This is a genomic window from Mesorhizobium sp. M0340 (assembly GCF_040321535.1).
Lineage (GTDB): Bacteria > Pseudomonadota > Alphaproteobacteria > Rhizobiales > Rhizobiaceae > Mesorhizobium.
In genome coordinates this window covers 409,445-426,808 of the sequence record NZ_JAMYRR010000001.1, presented here as the reverse complement: position 1 = coordinate 426,808, position 17,364 = coordinate 409,445, and the positions used below count along the sequence as shown (strand labels likewise).

At 62.5% G+C, this 17,364-nt stretch carries 23 protein-coding genes and 1 tRNA gene; 13 read left to right on the top strand and 11 right to left on the bottom strand.

Annotated elements, in window-relative coordinates:
• Positions 1–3: 3 nt before the first annotated feature.
• Together cobT and NKI79_RS02175 are read left to right on the top strand one after the other, a co-directional pair.
• Positions 4–1,014 carry a nicotinate-nucleotide--dimethylbenzimidazole phosphoribosyltransferase gene (gene cobT / locus NKI79_RS02180; protein ID WP_352477534.1) on the top strand — a complete coding sequence of 337 codons (1,011 nt, stop codon included), beginning with the start codon at positions 4–6 and terminating at the stop codon, positions 1,012–1,014.
• Between the two features lie 82 nt (positions 1,015–1,096).
• Positions 1,097–1,366, top strand: a complete 270-nt coding sequence (locus NKI79_RS02175) for a hypothetical protein (protein WP_352477533.1) — start codon at positions 1,097–1,099, stop codon at positions 1,364–1,366.
• A gap of 144 nt (positions 1,367–1,510) precedes the next feature.
• On the opposite strand, the gene NKI79_RS02170 is transcribed toward NKI79_RS02175, so the two are convergent.
• Together NKI79_RS02170 and NKI79_RS02165 are read right to left on the bottom strand one after the other, a co-directional pair.
• A tRNA-Lys gene (locus tag NKI79_RS02170) sits at positions 1,511–1,586 on the bottom strand.
• A 106-nt stretch (positions 1,587–1,692) separates the two neighbouring features.
• Positions 1,693–2,598: a PhzF family phenazine biosynthesis protein gene (locus NKI79_RS02165; protein ID WP_352477532.1), complete on the bottom strand. Its 906-nt coding sequence runs from the start codon at positions 2,596–2,598 to the stop codon at positions 1,693–1,695.
• A 111-nt stretch (positions 2,599–2,709) separates the two neighbouring features.
• Between NKI79_RS02165 and NKI79_RS02160 the strand changes: the two genes are divergently transcribed.
• From NKI79_RS02160 to NKI79_RS02145, 4 genes are all read left to right on the top strand, one after another.
• The gene (locus tag NKI79_RS02160) at positions 2,710–4,002 is read left to right on the top strand and encodes an efflux RND transporter periplasmic adaptor subunit (RefSeq protein WP_352477531.1); all 1,293 of its coding nucleotides are present in this window, start codon (positions 2,710–2,712) and stop codon (positions 4,000–4,002) included.
• Positions 4,003–4,004: 2 nt separating this feature from the next.
• Positions 4,005–4,715, top strand: coding sequence for an ABC transporter ATP-binding protein (locus tag NKI79_RS02155; protein ID WP_352799601.1), 711 nt, complete (start codon positions 4,005–4,007; stop codon positions 4,713–4,715).
• 2 nt (positions 4,716–4,717) lie between these two features.
• Positions 4,718–5,935 carry an ABC transporter permease gene (locus tag NKI79_RS02150; protein WP_352477529.1) on the top strand — a complete coding sequence of 406 codons (1,218 nt, stop codon included), beginning with the start codon at positions 4,718–4,720 and terminating at the stop codon, positions 5,933–5,935.
• Between the two features lie 114 nt (positions 5,936–6,049).
• On the top strand, positions 6,050–6,292 hold the full coding sequence (locus tag NKI79_RS02145) for a hypothetical protein (RefSeq protein ID WP_352477528.1): 243 nt from the start codon (positions 6,050–6,052) through the stop codon (positions 6,290–6,292).
• Here NKI79_RS02145 and NKI79_RS02140 read toward each other — a convergent pair.
• Both NKI79_RS02140 and NKI79_RS02135 read right to left on the bottom strand, forming a co-directional pair.
• Positions 6,289–7,011, bottom strand: coding sequence for a hypothetical protein (locus tag NKI79_RS02140; protein ID WP_352477527.1), 723 nt, complete (start codon positions 7,009–7,011; stop codon positions 6,289–6,291). The genes NKI79_RS02145 and NKI79_RS02140 overlap by 4 nt on opposite strands.
• A 7-nt stretch (positions 7,012–7,018) precedes the next feature.
• Entirely contained in the window at positions 7,019–8,131 is a 1,113-nt protein-coding gene (locus NKI79_RS02135) for an endonuclease/exonuclease/phosphatase family protein (RefSeq protein WP_352477526.1), read from the bottom strand.
• On the opposite strand from NKI79_RS02135, the gene NKI79_RS02130 reads away from it, so the two are divergent.
• The 3 genes from NKI79_RS02130 to NKI79_RS02120 all read left to right on the top strand — a co-directional run bounded on the left by NKI79_RS02130 (position 8,130) and on the right by NKI79_RS02120 (position 9,363).
• The gene (locus tag NKI79_RS02130) at positions 8,130–8,267 is read left to right on the top strand and encodes a hypothetical protein (protein WP_254820699.1); all 138 of its coding nucleotides are present in this window, start codon (positions 8,130–8,132) and stop codon (positions 8,265–8,267) included. The genes NKI79_RS02135 and NKI79_RS02130 overlap by 2 nt on opposite strands.
• A 51-nt stretch (positions 8,268–8,318) precedes the next feature.
• A complete protein-coding gene (locus NKI79_RS02125) occupies positions 8,319–8,903 on the top strand; it encodes a BA14K family protein (RefSeq protein ID WP_352477524.1) in 585 nt (194 codons plus the stop codon).
• A gap of 175 nt (positions 8,904–9,078) precedes the next feature.
• Complete coding sequence (locus tag NKI79_RS02120) at positions 9,079–9,363, top strand: PilZ domain-containing protein (RefSeq protein ID WP_352477732.1); 285 nt, start codon at positions 9,079–9,081, stop codon at positions 9,361–9,363.
• A 12-nt stretch (positions 9,364–9,375) separates the two neighbouring features.
• On the opposite strand, the gene NKI79_RS02115 is transcribed toward NKI79_RS02120, so the two are convergent.
• Both NKI79_RS02115 and NKI79_RS02110 read right to left on the bottom strand, forming a co-directional pair.
• The gene (locus NKI79_RS02115; RefSeq protein ID WP_352477523.1) at positions 9,376–9,999 is read right to left on the bottom strand and encodes a hypothetical protein; all 624 of its coding nucleotides are present in this window, start codon (positions 9,997–9,999) and stop codon (positions 9,376–9,378) included.
• Positions 9,992–10,513, bottom strand: coding sequence for a hypothetical protein (locus NKI79_RS02110; RefSeq protein WP_352477522.1), 522 nt, complete (start codon positions 10,511–10,513; stop codon positions 9,992–9,994). Before NKI79_RS02110 ends, NKI79_RS02115 begins: the two co-directional genes overlap by 8 nt.
• A 102-nt stretch (positions 10,514–10,615) precedes the next feature.
• Here NKI79_RS02110 and NKI79_RS02105 point away from each other — a divergent pair, with 102 nt between their 5' ends.
• Positions 10,616–10,960 carry a hypothetical protein gene (locus NKI79_RS02105; protein ID WP_352799598.1) on the top strand — a complete coding sequence of 115 codons (345 nt, stop codon included), beginning with the start codon at positions 10,616–10,618 and terminating at the stop codon, positions 10,958–10,960.
• 52 nt (positions 10,961–11,012) lie between these two features.
• Here the strand turns inward: NKI79_RS02105 and NKI79_RS02100 are convergent, their stop codons facing one another.
• The 3 genes from NKI79_RS02100 to NKI79_RS02090 all read right to left on the bottom strand — a co-directional run bounded on the left by NKI79_RS02100 (position 11,013) and on the right by NKI79_RS02090 (position 13,945).
• Entirely contained in the window at positions 11,013–11,990 is a 978-nt protein-coding gene (locus NKI79_RS02100) for a DUF3592 domain-containing protein (protein ID WP_352477521.1), read from the bottom strand.
• A 258-nt stretch (positions 11,991–12,248) separates the two neighbouring features.
• Positions 12,249–13,268, bottom strand: coding sequence for a ketol-acid reductoisomerase (gene ilvC, locus NKI79_RS02095; protein ID WP_023676662.1), 1,020 nt, complete (start codon positions 13,266–13,268; stop codon positions 12,249–12,251).
• Between the two features lie 23 nt (positions 13,269–13,291).
• Positions 13,292–13,945, bottom strand: a complete 654-nt coding sequence (locus NKI79_RS02090) for a TetR/AcrR family transcriptional regulator (protein ID WP_352477520.1) — start codon at positions 13,943–13,945, stop codon at positions 13,292–13,294.
• Positions 13,946–14,102: 157 nt separating this feature from the next.
• On the opposite strand from NKI79_RS02090, the gene NKI79_RS02085 reads away from it, so the two are divergent.
• Positions 14,103–14,531, top strand: coding sequence for an anthrone oxygenase family protein (locus tag NKI79_RS02085; RefSeq protein ID WP_352477519.1), 429 nt, complete (start codon positions 14,103–14,105; stop codon positions 14,529–14,531).
• Between the two features lie 36 nt (positions 14,532–14,567).
• On the opposite strand, the gene NKI79_RS02080 is transcribed toward NKI79_RS02085, so the two are convergent.
• Positions 14,568–15,020, bottom strand: a complete 453-nt coding sequence (locus NKI79_RS02080) for a MarR family winged helix-turn-helix transcriptional regulator (RefSeq protein WP_352799597.1) — start codon at positions 15,018–15,020, stop codon at positions 14,568–14,570.
• Positions 15,021–15,121: 101 nt separating this feature from the next.
• Here NKI79_RS02080 and NKI79_RS02075 point away from each other — a divergent pair, with 101 nt between their 5' ends.
• Both NKI79_RS02075 and NKI79_RS02070 read left to right on the top strand, forming a co-directional pair.
• Entirely contained in the window at positions 15,122–15,427 is a 306-nt protein-coding gene (locus tag NKI79_RS02075) for a Rieske (2Fe-2S) protein (RefSeq protein WP_254820707.1), read from the top strand.
• Position 15,428: 1 nt separating this feature from the next.
• Positions 15,429–16,154, top strand: coding sequence for a glutathione S-transferase family protein (locus NKI79_RS02070; protein ID WP_352477518.1), 726 nt, complete (start codon positions 15,429–15,431; stop codon positions 16,152–16,154).
• Here NKI79_RS02070 and NKI79_RS02065 read toward each other — a convergent pair.
• The gene (locus tag NKI79_RS02065; RefSeq protein WP_352799595.1) at positions 16,102–17,340 is read right to left on the bottom strand and encodes an FAD-dependent oxidoreductase; all 1,239 of its coding nucleotides are present in this window, start codon (positions 17,338–17,340) and stop codon (positions 16,102–16,104) included. The two genes, NKI79_RS02070 and NKI79_RS02065, sit on opposite strands and share 53 nt — an antisense overlap.
• Positions 17,341–17,364: the final 24 nt, after the last annotated feature.

Genomic DNA, 17,364 nt, shown 5'->3' with positions numbered 1-17,364 from the left:
CCCATGCCTTTCAAATCGCTCGATGAACTGCGCGCCGCCTGCCTCGGCCTGCCCATTGGCAGCGACGCCGCGGCCAATGCCGTCGCCCGCCGCCAGGACACGCTGACCAAGCCGCAAGGCAGCCTTGGCCGGCTGGAGACAATAGTCGCCTGGCTGGCGCGCTGGCAGGGCCGCGACATGCCAAAGCTCGACCGTGTCAAGGTCTTCGTCTTCGCCGGCAATCACGGCGTCACCGCGCAAGGCGTGTCGGCCTTCCCGTCGGAGGTCACCGTGCAGATGGTGGCGAATTTCGCCGGCGGCGGCGCCGCCATCAACCAGCTTGCCCGCATCGCCGGCGCGGAGCTGGACGTCATCCCGCTTGATCTGGATCATCCGACCGGCGATTTCACGCAAGACGTGTCGATGGACGACGAGGCCTTCCTCGCCGCTGTCTCGGCCGGCTACGACGCGGTCAGCAAGGACCTCGACCTCGTCTGCTTCGGCGAAATGGGCATCGGCAACACCACGCCGGCGGCGGCCATCTCAACCGCGCTGTTCGGCGGCGGCGCCGAACGATGGACCGGGCGCGGCACTGGCGTCGACGATGCCGGCCTCGTGCGCAAGATCGTCGCCATCGAGGCCGGCCTGAAGCGCCACGCCCCGGCGCTGGCCGATCCGCTGAAGCTCGCGGCGGCCCTCGGCGGCCGCGAGCTTGCGGCGATCTTGGGCGCAACGCTGGCTGCGCGTCATCTCGGCGTGCCGGTATTGCTCGACGGCTTCGTCTGCACCGCCGCAGCGGCACCCTTGGCAGCGCTGCACCCTGCTGGCCTCGCCCACACCCTGGCAGCCCATGTCTCGGCCGAATCCGGCCACCGTCGTCTATTGGAGGCGCTCGGCCTGCCGCCCTTGCTCGACCTCGGCATGAGGCTCGGCGAAGGCTCCGGCGCCTGCCTCGCCGTCAACATCGTCCGCTCGGCACTCGAATGCCATGCCAGGATGGCAAGTTTTGCGGAGGCTGGTGTTTCGGAGAAGTGATCCAGTTCAACATCGGCCTATGAGCTTGATCCACTAAGGCAGCAGCTTCCGTTCGCAATGATTCTCAGATAAATCTGGTGGGATGAAAAAATTTCACCCCGCCTACTCTGCTGCGTTTCTCATTGTCGGTAGCGGTGCGCTAATTTCGCGCGGCAGATACTCCAGCTACGGTCCGATCGACACCGCGATTCTCGTCCTTTTCTTGATCTTCTTCTGGTGGCTTATCAGCGACTTTTCAGGGGGAAAAGCCGATGTTGATGCTGACAGACGTCAGAGTGCTGACAATGGCATCGCTTTTCGGTTCGGCAAGTTTCTGAGCCGCGTTTTCGGGCGCGGCAATCGCAGCGTTTGATCCAGTCGGCTGCGAGCGCCGCGAGCTAAGAGCACGCCTCGCCAAAGACTATCGGACTCCAAAAGCAGCCCAAAGTCGATGAAACGAGCGCGGTGAATGAAACCGGCTCGTTCTAAGGTCTTTCCACCAAATCCTGGAGATTTTTGGTGGGTGCGCACAGGATTGAACTGTGGACCCGCTGATTAAGAGTCAGCTGCTCTACCAACTGAGCTACGCACCCACTCGGCCGGTAAAAACCGGCGTTGGCGGGCATATAGCCGCCGCCATCCGCCATGTCCAGCCCCGTGGGATTCATTTCCCGACAAATCGCCGAAGTGCCGAGGTCGTCAAACAAAAAGCCTGCCTTCAGCCACCTTCACCGCATGGCCACCGATGCGGGCGGCGGCCAGTTTGCCGCCGTCGACATTCAGTTCGAGGCGAATGCGCGAAGGCCGGCCCATCTCCAGCCCCTGCTCGATCCACAGTTGTGAAACGCCGTCTGTCGGGCCGTCGAAATGCATGATCGCGCCGGCGAACGCGGCCGCCGCTGATCCGGTCGCCGGGTCTTCGTAGGACGGATTGCCGGGCACCATCATGCGGACATGGAAGGCACTGTCATGGTGCACCGTCTCGCGGCAATAGACATAGGGGCTGGCGAAGGCCCATTCGCTCTTGCGTGGTGCGAGCTCCGACCACGCCTGGTTGTCCAGCCTAATCCGAGCGGCCGCCTCCAGATTGGCGACGGGGATGGTCACGTAGGGCACGCCCGCCGACCAGAACGAAACGCGGTGGTTCTCGAAGCCGATCTCGTGCGGCCCAAGGCCAAGGGCCGCGCCGATCGCCTCGGGATCGGCCGACAATTCCAGCTGGGCCGGCAGTTTCGCCAGGTCGAACTCGGCAAAGGTCGAACCATCGTGCTTGCTGACAGCGCAGCGCACCGGGCCGATATTCTCCTCGAGCACGAAGATACCGGCGGCCTCTCCCGCCATTTCGGCGAGCGCTATCGCCGAGCCGACGGTCGGGTGGCCGGCGAACGGCATTTCATAGTCGGGCGTGAAGATACGGATGCGGGCCCGGTGCTTCGGGTTGTCAGCCGGCAGCACGAAGACGGTTTCCGACAGGTTGAACTCGCGCGCCACCGCCTGCATCGCCGCAAGGTCCAGCCCGTCACAGTCGAGCACCACGGCCAGCGGATTGCCGGCCAGCCGGTTGGTGGTGAATACGTCGTAAAGTAAGTAATTCCGCGGCTGCATCTCAGTAAGTCCTCTGCCTCATTCCTAACATGAGCGAAATTTAATTTGAATTTTGAACCATAAGGCCTGATTTGTGCACTGATGGGATATCACTGAACATAGGGGTCCGGCGTGGACCAGATTGTCAATCTGCCAAAGACGGAATCCGCTTCCGCCATCGAGACGGCGCTCGGGCTCGACCACCAGGGCCTGAAGACAAAACGCCGTCGCGGTTGGTTTTACGCGCTGCTTGCGCTACTCGCAGTGGCCGCGGGTGTCGTCGGCTACCCCTGGTACGCGGGCTCGCCCGCCAAGATCGAGTATACCACGACACTGGCCGCCATGGCCGATCTTACCGTCGCGGTTTCGGCAACCGGCACGCTGCAGCCTCTCACCCAGGTCGATATTTCCAGCGAACTCTCCGGCGTCGTCCGCTCGGTCTCGGTCAACGAGAATCAGCTGGTGAAGAAGGGCGATGTGCTGGCTGCGCTCGACACTGCAAAGCTGGAGGTGCAGATCGAGCGCGCCCAGGCCTCCGCCAAGGCAGCGGCCGCGAGTGTCGAGGACGCCACCGTGACCCTGGCCGAGAACGAAAAGGCGCTGGTGCGCGCGGCACAACTGACCAAGCGCGGTATGGCGACGGACCAGTCGCTCGAAGCGGCAACTGCCACGCGCGACCGCTCGAAGGCGGCACTCGATATCGCCAAAGCCAACCTCGCCATGGCCAGTGCCGATCTCAAGGCGCAGCAGACGGATCTTGCCAAGAGCACCATCTACGCTCCGATCGACGGCATCATACTGACGCGCTCGGTCGATCCCGGCCAGACGGTCGCCTCTTCGCTGCAGGCGCCGGTGCTGTTCGTCATCGCCGCCGACCTGAAGAACATGGAGTTGAAGGCGGCGGTCGACGAGGCCGATATCGGCGCCGTCAAACCCGGCCAGCATGCGCGCTTCACCGTCGATGCCTTTCCGGAACGGCCGTTCGACGCCGAAATCCGCGACATCTCCTATGCCTCAGTCACCACCGACGGCGTCGTCACTTACGATGCAAGGCTGGATGTCGACAACAGCGAACTTCTGTTGCGGCCCGGCATGACAGCCACCGTCTCGGTCGTCACCAAGCAGGCCAGGAACGTGCTCACCGTGCCGTCGATCGCCTTCCGCTACCGGCCGGCCCAGACAGCGGAGCGCGGCTGGAGCCTCACCGACCTGTTCACCGGCCGCATGGGACGCCCCGGCGGCAACCGCCAGCACCCGGCGGCGACGAAGCCCACCGACGGCTCGCGCACGCTCTACGTGCTGGAGAATGGGCGGCCGCATCCGGTCAACGTCAGGGTCGGCTCGACAGACGGCGAACTGACCGAGATCGTCTCCGGCCTGGAGGAAGGCGCACAAGTCATTACCGCCTCGCAGCAGCTGAGTTGATCGTGGCATCGGTCGCGACCACGCTCATAGGCTTCGACAAGGTCTGGAGAAGCTATGGCCAGGGCGAAGCCCGGGTGCATCCGCTGGCCGGCGTCGACCTCGCAATCAGACGCGGCGAATTCGTCGCCATCATGGGCCCATCCGGTTCCGGCAAATCGACGGCGATGAACATCATTGGCTGCCTCGACACGCCGACCGCTGGGACTTACAGCTTCGAAGGCATCGACGCCGGCCGTCTCGACCGCAACCGCCGTGCTCAGCTGCGCAATCTCTATGTGGGCTTCGTCTTCCAGGGCTATAATCTCTTGCCGCGCACTACGGCGGCGGAAAATGTCGAACTGCCGCTGATCTACCGCGGCGTTCGCGCCCGCGAGCGCCGCGGCCTTGCTATGCAGGCACTTGCCGAGGTCGGCCTTGTTGGCCGCGAGCATCATACGCCAGCCGAGCTGTCCGGCGGCCAGCAGCAGCGCGTGGCGATCGCCCGCGCCATCGTCACCAGGCCAACGCTGCTCGTTGCCGACGAGCCGACCGGCAATCTCGACACCGCCCGCACGCACGAGATCATGGAGCTCCTGACGCAGCTGAACAGCGAGCTCGGCCTGACCATCGCCATGGTCACGCACGAAGCCGATGTTGCCGGCTATGCCCAGCGCACGATCCGTTTCCTCGATGGCCATGTCGCCTCGGATACCGCCAATCTCGAGATGGCCTAGCCATGATCTGGGAAACCGTCCGCCTCTCGCTCCGCTCCATCCGCCGCAACGTGCTGCGCTCGTTCTTGACGCTGCTCGGCATCGTCATCGGCGTTGCCGCCGTCATCGCCATGCTGACCATCGGCTCGGGCACCACCGAGAAGGTCAAGTCCGATATTTCCAAGCTCGGCAGCAATCTGCTTGTCATCCGTTCCGGCCGTCCGGCGGGGCCTGGCGGCCCTGGAGGGCTCGACCAGGTGGTCCGGCCTCTTGCCTACAAGGATCTCGCAGCGCTTGTCGCGCATCTGGACGGCGCGCGCGCTATCGCGCCGGCGTCGCAAAAGCAGGTGCGCGTCATTTTCGGCACCGAAAGCCTGACCTCGGGCGTCACCGGCACCGACAGCGCCTATCTCGATGCCCGCGACTGGAAGCTGGTTTCGGGCCGCCCGTTCAGCGATTCGGAAACCCGCTCGGGGACCGGCGTCTGCCTCATCGGGGAGACGGTGCGCCAGCAGTTCTTCGGCGCCGGTGACCCCGAAGGCGAGATCATCCGCGTCAACCGCACCTCCTGCAAGATCATCGGCTTGCTCGAACCGAAGGGCTATACCGGCTTCGGCCAGGACCAGGACAATGTCGTGCTGATGCTGCTCGCCGCCTATCAGCGTCGCATTGCCGGCAATCGCGACATCGAATCGGTCTATGTCGCCGCCGACGACCGTACGCCAACCACGGTGCTGCAGCAGCGCGTCGAGGACATCTTGCGCGACACACGCCGCATCACGCCCGACCGAGACGATGATTTCTCGATCCGCGACATGACCCAGATCGCCGATGCCATGGCCAGCGCCACCACCACCATGACTGGCATGCTCGGCGCCGTCGCCGGCGTCAGCCTGCTCGTCGGCGGCATCGGCATTATGAATATCATGCTGGTGTCGGTAACCGAGCGCACGCGCGAGATCGGCATCAGGCTCGCCATCGGCGCCCACGAAAAGCACATCCTCATCCAGTTCCTGGTCGAGGCGACGGTGCTGTCGCTGCTTGGCGGCATCATCGGCATCCTGATCGGCCTGGCATTGGCCGGCCTCGCCTCGCTGACGCTGACGATCCCGTTTGCGCCAAGCCCGGCGGTCATCCTGCTTGCGGTCGGCTTTTCCGCGCTGATCGGCATGGTGTTCGGCTTCTTCCCGGCGCTGCGCGGCGCACGGCTCAACCCCATCGACGCGCTGAGGCATGAATAGAGCGTTGCAGCAAATGTCGCCTCGCGACGCTGCCAATTTTATAAGCAACCTGCCCTTGTCGCAGCACAATCTGCAATGATAACAATGCTGTTGGGGACTAAGGGGGAACAATGGATGAGCAAGAGAGGGCGACTGGCTCTGGCGATGGTGATCGTCGAAGCCGCATTGGCAGGGCTTTGGTGGAATTTGATCCGTTATGGAATGGATAATCCCGATCGCGTCACAGCTGACTTCCAGCAGGTAATTGGGCAGACGATGGGAACGGCCATGGGGGCACTCCTGGGTCTCGGCGTGCTGCTGTATTTTGTCGCTGCCCGCAGCGACCGCAAGGCTATTGAAGGCAGGTCGCGACGTTAGAGTCGGAATCCTTGCGCGAAGTGCCATTCGATCAGCGGTCTCATATGCGGCATCAATCCGTCCGGCAGGTCGGCTGCATTGCGGATGATCACAGGACCTTCGATTTCAGGCTCTGACTCGGCCGCGACGAAAGCGCGGATCCGCTGTGCCAGGTCGTCGGCGGAGGCCGTCTCGCGGTAGCGGCGAAAGATCACCGTGCCGCTTGCCGTCGACAGGGCGTAGTGGCGCCTGCCGCGTGTCGCGCCTGATAGGTCGAGGCCGGTTTCCTCCCGTACCTCGCGGATCATGTTGAAGTCGACGTCGACAAGGCCGTCGCGGAAATCGGCGGGCTCGAACGAACCGGCGGCGAAGTAGATGCGGCCGGCATTGACCGTATGCGGCGCCATGCGGATCGCCACCAGCGCATTGTCGCCAGCGACCAGCATGGCGTGCGCGTAGGCATGTTCGGCGCCAGGCACCTGTCTATTGCTGCGCCAAAGCATGAAAGTTGAATACCGCACCGCATGGCAGCGGCCGACGAGGCGATTGTCGCGGTAGCTGAGTGCGGAAAGCAGCACCACGGTGCCGTCGAAAAGCGCCGGCTTCGATGCGGTCTCACGCCGCCAGTTCGCCGCGATCGCCTGGGCATTATCGCGCTCGAATGGATGCGGGCCAGGATCGAGCCTGACGTCGATGGCATCGACCGGCAGGATGACGTTGCGCGGCAGGTCAAAACTCACGCCTGTCTCACGCCATGTCGAGGCCAATTGCTACCGGGCAATGGTCGGATGCCTTCGGCCGGTCCCACCCTGCGCGTGGGAAGCGCTCGACCTCCTGGCCGGCCGGAAATATGGTGCGCCAAGGCTGTCCGTTACGGATGATATCGGGAACGGCGGTGGCGTTCTGCCTGGCCAGCGCCCTCGACAAAAGGATGTAGTCGAGTTGGCAGAGATGCCGCTCTTCCGGTCCGCGCGTGTGATAGAAAGTCCAACGGTCCATTTCCGGCCGCCGCTCGACCGCGTTTTCGCAAAAACCGCCGGCAGTGAGCACGTCGATGCAGGACCGGGTCTCGTCGATCACCTCGAAGCGATAGCCGTCGAAAACATCGCCAGTGATCTTCACGCGCTGCCGGTAGTCGTTCATGTCGCCGCAGATTGCCCAGCGCTTGTCGGCGGCATGGTCCTTGCCGAAGCGCTCCTCGATGATCCGGCGCACCGCCTGCGCCTCGGCGATACGCAGCGGCATTGTCGCCTCGCGGCCGTCGAGGCCGTTACGGGGCGAGCCCATCGACTTGAAATGCACGAGATAGAGCGTCAACGGCGCGCCAGCCACGGTCAGATCGATTTCCAGGCAGTCGCGCCGGAAGATGCGTTCATTGGCCTGGTGACCAAGCGCCGCCAATTCCGCCGTGTGCAGCCCGAATTGCTCGAACGTGACATAGGCGTAGCTGGTCATGCGCACGAATTCGATCGGCTGGCCCTGCGCGGTCTCGTTGCGCATCATCACGGCGACGTCGATGCCGCGCGAATCATTGCCGGCGGTGGTGTATTTCTGCCGGTAGCCTTGCCCCACCATCTTGAACAGATAACCATATTCGAAGGCCTTCAGCGCCTCGATATTATCGACCTCCTGCATGCAGATGATGTCGGCGCGGGTGGCCGCGATCGCCAGCGCCGTCAACTGCCGCGTGTCGTCGGATTGCGCGATGGCCCGCGCCTGCTCGAGCATCTTGTATTCGGCCTCGCTCTGGATGTCGAAAAGCGCCAGCGTGCGATCTTCGTTGAGCTGATTGCGGTATCCGGAATAATCAAACCTGTTCATCAGGTTTTCGACGTTGAAAGTGGCAAGGCGCAGCGACATGGCTTTGACCTTTGCCCGCAAGCGCGCCCGAAAACAAGGGCGCAGAAATCAGGCGGCTCTGCTTGATCGCGCGCTCGCTATGGCTGACGGAACCTTTTTGTTCATCTTCCGTTCAGATGGAAAGTTCCATCAATAGGCCCTTCCCCGGGGTATTCTGGGCGTGGGGCCTGAATCTTCGGAGAGTGCGATGAAACCGCTCTTTTTATCTTCTGTCAGATCCGGGCTGATGGCCCTCGGTCTGATCACCGGCCTCTCGGCCCCCTCGCTTGCCGGGCCAATACCCAAACCTCTGCTGCCGGTGGCGGGCAATGCTGCCGACATCGTGCAAATTCGTGAAGATTGGGCAGGCGGCAATGACAGGCAGATCTGGCGTTGGCGCAATCGCGGCTTTCGGCAATGGCACGGCGGCGACGATTGGAGATGGCGGTCCCACAATTTCCGCGGCCGTCATTTTTCGAGACACTGGGATAATGGCGGCTGGGACGACAGCTGGCGCTGGCGCCACCATCGCCGCCATTACCGCGGCGGCTACTATGATGATGGTGCGGGTGCCGCGATTCTTGGCTTGGGCCTGGGGCTCGGCCTTGGCAGCCTGTACAACAGCTACAACTACTACGACGCGCCGCCACCGCGCCGCTATTATCGCGCAGGGCGGCTTTCCAGTGCACATGTCCAATGGTGTTACAATCGCTACCGGTCGTACCGCGCCTGGGACAACACCTTCCAGCCCTATTACGGGCCGCGCCAGCAATGCTACTCGCCCTATAGGTAAGCAGGCCGACAACAAGCATCGTTCGGCGCCGTGCTTCGCGGCGCCTTTTTCTTCCAGCCAGGAACCGCGAACATCTCCCAGTCCCGACTGCTGATAACGCTATTTTTATCAGGCAGGTCTAATAATCCTCCCGATCAGAACGCCCGAGACGCGAAAAATGGCTGGATTGCGTGCGATGGCCGAGGACGAACAGAGGGACAAACGCCGGCAGCGCGTCTTCAAGGGCGCGACGATCCTGACCGGCATGACCAATTCCGAGGTCACATGCACGCTGCGCAACATGCATGCCGGCGGCGCCGAATTGAAGGTCTCGATCGACGCGCGCGTGCCCGATGAGTTCCTGCTCTATGTTCCGACCGACGGCATCGCCTACAAGGCCGTGGTCCGCTGGCGCCGCGAGGACCGCATCGGCGTGATGTTCACCGGCACCCAGCCAAAGCCCAGTTGGCATTACGGCTGATATCTACCGGCGCTATCCGGGTGGCAGGACTTGCAGCGTCTGCTCGTCAAACAGCGGCTCATCCTGGCCGACGCGAACGAATAGCAGCTTTCGCAGTTCGGGTGATTGCACCTCGAAATACTGAATGCCGTCCGGGGCTTCGCCCCATTCGCCGCAAGGCGGTTCGCCGACCTCGTCAGGGTTGGCGACGGTCTTCAATTCCTCACGATAGGCGGCATCGGGACTGAAAACATACCGGAGGATGCGCGCGGGCGTCGCCCCTTCGGTGTAAGGCATGAGCACGCAACGTGTGCTGATGGCTTTCTCGGTCTTCTGCGTAAAAATGCGCTGCAACGCAGCATCGGCGGCCTCGCCCGGCAGCATATCGAAGACTTCGACGACGGGATCGGCCGAACCGCCATCGCTGTATTTGATGGCAAGAGCATTGCCGCCAAACTCGAAATGAATCCGGCGAAAACCGAAATCGCAGCGCTGTACCCAGGCAGCCAGCCCGACATCCCTGTCCGCCAACCGTTCCCAACTGCATTTGTCGACGGGCGGACGCGACGGCGTGCTTTGGTCGGCACGAGCCCCCGGGGCCATGGCCACAAGGACCGACAGGGTGCAGATGCAGGCCGGCAGTCTCTTGTTATTCATAGCTGCAACCCGTCAAGCTAAAGGCGTCCCAGGCCGAACCGTCGGGATTGGCTTTGGCGAAATCGGGCCATTCGGTAAAAATCGCGCCGAAATCAGGCAACAGCAACCCTGCCGGTGCCGGCGAAGTTTCGCGGGAACTCAGCTGCTCGGCACCGCCTGCACTGAACGCATAGACCTGCCCGTCCCACACTCTGCACAGTCCGGTGCCGTCCTCAAGACCCGCCTCGCGATCGTCGTCGGTGCAGGTGTGCCGGATCGTACCCACAGGAAACGAATACTTGCCATTGGTCCAGGTGATGTCCGACGGCAGACGAAGGTCGGTGTTGGGTACGATCAGCGAAAAGACCTCGGTCGTCAGCGCAGCCGGCTCGTTGTCTGTGGGCCGGAACTGTATCGTCGCTCCCGAACGCGGCTCGCGATAGGTCGCATGGCTGAGCGAACATTCTGTTGCGTTCGCTGCTTGCGACAGGCTCAGCATGCACAGAAAAATAGCTGCTGCCTTGCGGATGATCATTTAAGTCCCTGGAGCAGCATCATTGTGAAATCTAAGTATCGATGCTTTAGCATGGCCCGATGTCATGGTCGAAAGAAAGAATCGATGATCCGAAATCTCTTGATGCTCATTTCGATCTCAACATTTTCGTGCGGCAGCGCCTTTGCCACGGAACCCTATGTCGGCACATGGTCCCGGGACAGATCGAACTGCACCGCCGTTGCGGATGTTCAACGCCAGACGGTCTACACATTGTACCGCGATGCGCTGTCGCTCCCTGCTCTCGGCTGCGAACACGCAACGTTTCTCAAGACACCCACGGGTTGGGTGGCGCGGGCCAGCCAATGCTACGGATCCGACCCGTCGGCCGAAGAGCCGTTCTCCCGTGTCATCCATGTTGTGGTCGACGGGGCAACGTTGAGACTGACATGGCCGGGCTTCGACAGCGGAGTTCTTGTCAGATGCTGAAGACAAGTGCCCTTCCTCTGGATCTACAGCGTCGAGGACGGCAGCTTCAGCCTTAGATCACCCCGACAAGCAGCGCGGCTCCACCTATGAAGCCAACTGCGCAGACCCACAGGAGCCAAAGCCCACTCACCCTGCATTCGAGAACCGCGGCAGCCGGATTGACGGGATCGTAGTGGACTTCGACCTTGTCGCCCTCGAGGTAGCGCCGTGATTGACCGCTGACGAGGCTCGGCAGCGAAGCCGTCACGTTTGCGCCGAAAGCGATGCGATCGGCGGCGTAGCGCTGGCCGGCGACGCTATAGCTGTAGACGATGCGGGATTTGAAGACTGTTCGCCAGGGCCGATAGCCGCCTCCGGACCTGTCGCGGGTCTCAAATTTCTGTGAGCCCGAAGCATCGATGTGTCCTGCCGTGATGGGCCATTTCGCCGCCTGTTCCGCTAGTGACTTCTGGGCGAAGCCCATGCGCAGGACAAACAATCCCATGAACAGCAGCAGGGCCGCGGCGCCGAGGTTCTGCGGCTTGGGCAAAAACGGCCGGATCGCTTCCAGGACGCCGCCGACGGAGAAGACCAATACCAGCGCGCCAACCACCAGCCCGGCCGAAAGCTGGACCATGAATTTGAAGGAACCTTCGGGCATGGTGCGTTCGATCACGGCCTTGGCTGGATCGGCCGGGTTGTAGAAGACGGTTACGCCGGCCCCGTTTGGAAATTTCGCAAGGGTTTCCGCCACGGCAAAGTTTCCAAGGTTCTCCTGCACGCTGTAGTGCGAACTGCGAAACTTCTTGCCGTTCACCTTGTATTCGAAGGTGATCGCCGGGAAGTTGCGCATCTCGGTCGACCCTCTGCTGTCCGAACCGGATCCCGAACTGGTCACCTCGCGAGCCTCGACACGCGACGAGACGATCTTTCCCGGCGTCGGAGACCAGCGGCTGACCGCCCTCACCTCCCACCACTTCAGGAACGTGACGAGGGAGAGCATGCCGGCAACCGCGCAGGCAAACCCGATCAACAGAAACTTGAGTTCCAACGCTCACCCCCTTTGGCACTTTTGTGCCATGCCCCGCACAGGCATACCACGGTGATGAGGATAATGCGCCTGTCCACAAGCCTGGGAACCACACAATATTGATGCGAAAAAGCCGGCGGATCGCTCCGCCGGCCTTTCTTGATCGGCAATGAAATTGCGATAGTTCTTGGCCTTATCGACCAGCTTGTTCTTGGAAATCCACCGCGCGCCAGCAGGGCGAAGCCTGAGGACGCGCAACGAAACGAACGTGGATTTCCTTCAGTTCTTGGCCTTGTCGACCAGCTTGTTCTTGGAAATCCACGGCATCATCGCGCGCAGCTTGGCGCCGACTTCCTCGATCTGGTGGCTGTCATTGTTGCGGCGGATGCCCTTGAAGCGCGACATGCCGGCGCGGTATTCCTGCATCCATTCCGAGGTGAACTTGCCGGTCTGGATATCCTTCAGAACGCGCTTCATCTCGGCCTTGGTCTCGGCGGTGATGATGCGCGGGCCCGAGACGTATTCGCCCCATTCGGCGGTGTTCGAGATCGAGTAGTTCATGTTGGCGATGCCGCCTTCGTAGATCAGGTCGACGATCAATTTGACCTCGTGCAGGCACTCGAAATAGGCCATTTCCGGCGCGTAGCCGGCTTCCACCAGTGTCTCGAAGCCGGCGCGGATCAATTCGACCAGACCGCCGCACAGCACCACCTGCTCGCCGAACAGGTCGGTCTCGCACTCCTCGCGGAAATTGGTCTCGATAATGCCCGAACGGCCGCCGCCAACGCCGCAGGCGTAGGAGAGCGCCAGGTCGAGCGCATTGCCCGAAGCGTCCTGGTTGACCGCGACCAGGCACGGCACGCCGCCGCCCTTCTGGTATTCGCCGCGCACCGTATGGCCGGGCCCCTTCGGCGCGATCATCACGACGTCGACCGAGGCTTTAGGCTCGATCAGGCCAAAATGCACGTTGAGGCCGTGGGCAAAGGCGATCGCTGCGCCATCGCGGATGTTCGGCGCGATCTCGGATTTGTAGATGTCGGCCTGCAGCTCGTCGGGCGTCGCCATCATCATCAGGTCGGCCCACTTGGCGGCATCGGCCACGCTCATCACCTTGAGCCCGTCGGCCTCAACCTTCTTGGCGGTCGCCGAGCCGGCCTTGAGGCCGATGGCGATGTCCTTGACGCCGGAATCCTTGAGGTTGAGCGCATGCGCCCTGCCCTGGCTGCCATAGCCGATGATGGCGACCTTCTTGCCCTTGATCAGGTTGAGATCGGCATCGCGATCGTAATAGACACGCATTTTTCTTCCTTCCCGTTTTGAATTCAGAGGCCTTGCGGCCCGGTTTTTGCCCTGTAAAGAGCGAGAAACTGCTGCGTCGCCCGGACGGCATCGCCGCCGATCGCCGCATCAGTCAATTCCAGCCGGTCGCCAAGCAGCAGGCGGATCTGCACGTCACGAGCGACCAGCCCGAAAAAGGTGCGGAACGCCGTCTCAGCATCGGAAAACTCGAGGAAACCAGCTTCCTTGCCTGCCTCGAGCACCGGCTTAAGGCGCCTGGCCAGTGCGAAGCGGCCGTTCTCCAGCACGATGGCGCCGAGATCGTCTTTCCCCGAACTAGCCTGGCCGACCGCCACCCGGTTCAGTGCGATCGAGGTGTCGCTCGAAATTACCTTGAGCCAGTCCGAAGCGAAGCGTTCGAGGCTCGCCGTCAGCGAAGCAAGGTCGAGCCCCTTGCGATCAACCGGCACTACCCGCACCTTGGACGCCTGCCATTGCACCGTCGCCGTCAACAGCCCGTCGCGATCGCCGAACCATTTGTAGAGCGTCTCCTTAGAGCAGCTCGCCCGCCGCGCCACCGCGGTCATGGTCAACTGATCGCCCTCTTCGACCAGCAGGCGAAGGGCGGCGTCGAGCACGGCTTTCTGCCGCTCCGTCAGCGTCTCGCTGGTGTCGATGTCGGTCACAGCGTGCAACACAGTCTTTCTCTCAGGAGGCGAACTCGCCCGCAGTTCACATAGGAGCTCGATAGCGTACCGTACGTTACGGTTCGGCTTTATGGCGTATTGCCCGACCCGGCGCAAGTCTTTATTTCTGTAGCTTGCTCCATGCGGGACAACACGGGAGACAGGGATCATGCTCGCCGGATTGCTTGCCTTGACCGTTACCGCAGTGTTCGCAGGCGCGGCCATCTACGTCAGCGTAGCCGAACAACCGGCGCGGCTTCGCCTTGAGGACAAAGCATTGCTGCAGGAATGGCAGCCTTCCTACAAGCGCGGCGCCGCCATGCAGGCCTCGATCGCCGTCATCGCCTGTATTCTAGGCCTCGTCGCTTGGTGGCTGACCAGCAATCTCGCTTATCTGGCCGGCGCCGTGCTGATCATCCTGCCTTGGCCATGGACGCTGCTGGTGATGATGCCCGCAAATAGGTTGCTGGAGGCGATGGACGCGAACACCATCAATGCTGAAGCTCGGACATTGATCGTCAAATGGGGCAATCTGCATATGGTCCGCGTCGGGCTTGGTGTTCTGGCGACATTGGCATTCCTGTTGGGCAGTGCCTGACCTCGCCAATCGGCGCGTCTTCGCCATGAAGGCGTGTCACTCCGGGGCGGGCGGAACTCGCAGGCGCCCAAGCAGAGCTGACAGCGCATCGAGCTCATCATTGGAAAGCCGGGAGCCGACCAACTCCGCGATCGAGCGGCCGTAGACGGCCCACATGCGGCGACGCGTCTCGCGCCCCTTGTCGGTGAGGCGGACGGTTTGCCCGCGGCCGTCATCGGCAACGGGAAGCTTCTCGACCAGCCCGTCGGCTTCCAGCCGCGCCAGCAGCCGGGAGATGTTGTACTGCGCAAACAGGGTGCGCTCGGTGAGTTGGAACGGCCGCAATCCGCCCTCGCCCGCCTCGGCAAGCTCATGCAGGACGTCGTACCACGCAAGCGGCGGCAGGCCACTGTCCTTCAGCGCGTCCTCGGCTCTTTCCAACAACTGGCGCGAAACCCGCATCAGGCGGGCCCAGGCTTTGATTGCTGGAGGTGTAGGAATCCCGGTCATGATTGCATCGTAGGTGATAGATGCAATTGCATCAAGCTTGACGATCGATGCAAATGCATCTATATAGATGCAGTCGCATCAATCATGAGAGACAAATTCCGATGAAGTATGAAATCTGCAGGATCGCCGACGTTCCGGAAACAGGCAGCCTGATCGCTCCGTTCTTCGGCCGCGAGGTCCATGTCTACCGCAGCGGCGAGCGTATCCGCGCTGCCGCCAACGTCTGCCTGCATTTCGGTGGTCCGCTCGACTGCAAGGACGGCAAGCTCGTCTGCCAGTGGCACGGCGCCTCGTTCGACATGGCGAACGGTGATCGCCTCGAAGGCCCGGCGCCGAAGGGCTCCCGCCTGATGTTCCTCTCCACCCGCATCGAGGACGGCGCCTTGAACTATGTCTGGGGAGAGTGAGATGACCGGTAAGCTCATCCTCGTCAGCCACCATCTTTGTCCCTATGTGCAGCGCGCGGCGATTTCACTTCGCGAAAAGGGCGTGCCGTTCGAACGCATCACGGTCGATCTCGCCAACAAGCCTGCCTGGTTCAAGGCGATATCACCGCTCGGCAAGGTGCCGCTGCTTCGCGTTGAGCATGACGGCCAGGAAACGGTGATCTTCGAATCGGCGGTCATCCTCGAATTCCTCGAGGAAACCCAGCCCAATCCACTGCATCCCACCGACCCCTATGCCCGTGCCCGGCATCGCGCCTGGATCGAGTTCGGCTCGGCAATCCTCAATGCCATCGGCCGCTTCTATTCAGCGCCTACGGAAGCCGCGCTGCTCGCTGAAAGCGAGACGCTATCGGCAATGTTCGATCGCCTGGAAGTGGAACGGGCCAATGGCGCGGCTGGGCCATGCTTCGACGGCGAGCGCTTTTCACTGGTCGACGCGGTCTACGGCCCGATTTTCCGCTATTTCGACGTCTTCGACCGGATCGGCGATTTCGGCATCCTGGACGGAAAGCCGCATGTCCAGGTATGGCGCGAGGCGTTGCGCATACGCCCATCCGTGAAGGGCGCGGTCGCTCCCGACTATCCGCAACGCCTCCATGCATTCTTGCAGGCTAAGGGTTCGCACCTTTCGGAAATCATCCGCCAAGGCGATCCGGCCATAGCGCTTCCGCAAGCCCTATCGGCTTGAATGGATTGATCACCGTTCCTGTAACCATGGAAGCAAGAAACTGCGGCGCCGGCGGGACTTTTGCCAGCGTCGCCACCAGCCTGTCGCGGACGAACGGCATCACAATCGAATCCGACTGATAAAACGGCGTCAGCACCAGCGACAGCGCCTGGAAGACCCGCACATGCCATCGCCGCGTCCGGACATAGGCCTCCAGTGCAGTATCGACACCGTCCGTTCCCATGAGTGCGTAGTTGAGCGCGGCTGCATCGAGCAGCGCCATGTTCGCGCCCTGGCCGAGCTGCGGGCTGGTTGAATGGGCCGCATCGCCGATGACAGCCAATAGCCGTCCGGCTGGCGTCTTCATCGTGTGATGGCCATAGCGCGCCAGCGACAGCTGCTCGAAACTGTCGATCTGGTCGATGAAGGCCGCGCATTCAGGCCACAGCCCGACCAATCTCGCCTTCCATGCCTCGAGACCTGCCCCCCAGACGTACTCGGCATCCGCCGGCTTGAGGCTCCAGAAGAATGCCGCCATCTTCTGGGCATCCGGCTCGGGCCGGCCGATTGGCAGCACGCCGATCATCACGCTTGCGCTGTCGTAGCGCTGCAGCAGCGCGTGCTCGTCGAAACCCTCGCCGCGCCAGCCAAGCGATGCCCAGAAAGCGCCATAGGCGAGCGATCGCGGTTCGCCCGGATTGTTCACGCACCGCCGCAGTTTGGAGCGTGAACCGCTGGCGTCCACTACCAGGTCGAACGACCCCATCCGTCGTCCGTTGCCGCAGATCAACGTTGCCCGTTCGCCGATTTCCAGCGTCTCAAGCTCGATACCTGTCTCGATGTGGACCGCTTGGCGCCGGGCGGCGCGGAAAAGCACGCCGAACAGAGCTGCGCGATGTACCGCCAGCCCGAAACGGCCGCCACGCCGAGCATCGTAGCGGACGTCGAGCACTGTGCGGCCGGTCTTGGCATCTGCACCATGCAGGCGGTCTATGCGGCAGCCCAGCGCCAGAATGTCTTCGAGCAGGCCGAGATCGGCAAGCACCGTCAGCCCGGTCGGCTGCAGGATCAGCCCGGACCCGACCGGTTTTGGCTGGTCGAAGCGCTCGAAGATCGTGACCCTGTGTCCGGCGCGCTCGAGATAGAGCGCGGTGGCAAGTCCAGCCGGCCCGGCGCCGGCAATCGCGATATCCAGAGAATTGCCCATCTGCCCGCCCCAACCCAGGCCGGA

Coding starts and splice junctions, on each gene's coding strand:
- cobT (WP_352477534.1), top strand. CDS start 4: ATGCCTTTCAAATCGCTCGATGAACTGCGCGCCGCCTGCCTCGGCCTG.
- NKI79_RS02175 (WP_352477533.1), top strand. CDS start 1,097: ATGAAAAAATTTCACCCCGCCTACTCTGCTGCGTTTCTCATTGTCGGT.
- NKI79_RS02165 (WP_352477532.1), bottom strand. CDS start 2,598: ATGCAGCCGCGGAATTACTTACTTTACGACGTATTCACCACCAACCGG.
- NKI79_RS02150 (WP_352477529.1), top strand. CDS start 4,718: ATGATCTGGGAAACCGTCCGCCTCTCGCTCCGCTCCATCCGCCGCAAC.
- NKI79_RS02145 (WP_352477528.1), top strand. CDS start 6,050: ATGAGCAAGAGAGGGCGACTGGCTCTGGCGATGGTGATCGTCGAAGCC.
- NKI79_RS02130 (WP_254820699.1), top strand. CDS start 8,130: ATGGCTTTGACCTTTGCCCGCAAGCGCGCCCGAAAACAAGGGCGCAGA.
- NKI79_RS02135 (WP_352477526.1), bottom strand. CDS start 8,131: ATGTCGCTGCGCCTTGCCACTTTCAACGTCGAAAACCTGATGAACAGG.
- NKI79_RS02125 (WP_352477524.1), top strand. CDS start 8,319: ATGAAACCGCTCTTTTTATCTTCTGTCAGATCCGGGCTGATGGCCCTC.
- NKI79_RS02120 (WP_352477732.1), top strand. CDS start 9,079: ATGGCCGAGGACGAACAGAGGGACAAACGCCGGCAGCGCGTCTTCAAG.
- NKI79_RS02115 (WP_352477523.1), bottom strand. CDS start 9,999: ATGAATAACAAGAGACTGCCGGCCTGCATCTGCACCCTGTCGGTCCTT.
- NKI79_RS02110 (WP_352477522.1), bottom strand. CDS start 10,513: ATGATCATCCGCAAGGCAGCAGCTATTTTTCTGTGCATGCTGAGCCTG.
- NKI79_RS02105 (WP_352799598.1), top strand. CDS start 10,616: ATGCTCATTTCGATCTCAACATTTTCGTGCGGCAGCGCCTTTGCCACG.
- ilvC (WP_023676662.1), bottom strand. CDS start 13,268: ATGCGTGTCTATTACGATCGCGATGCCGATCTCAACCTGATCAAGGGC.
- NKI79_RS02085 (WP_352477519.1), top strand. CDS start 14,103: ATGCTCGCCGGATTGCTTGCCTTGACCGTTACCGCAGTGTTCGCAGGC.
- NKI79_RS02080 (WP_352799597.1), bottom strand. CDS start 15,020: ATGACCGGGATTCCTACACCTCCAGCAATCAAAGCCTGGGCCCGCCTG.
- NKI79_RS02075 (WP_254820707.1), top strand. CDS start 15,122: ATGAAGTATGAAATCTGCAGGATCGCCGACGTTCCGGAAACAGGCAGC.
- NKI79_RS02070 (WP_352477518.1), top strand. CDS start 15,429: ATGACCGGTAAGCTCATCCTCGTCAGCCACCATCTTTGTCCCTATGTG.
- NKI79_RS02065 (WP_352799595.1), bottom strand. CDS start 17,340: ATGGGCAATTCTCTGGATATCGCGATTGCCGGCGCCGGGCCGGCTGGA.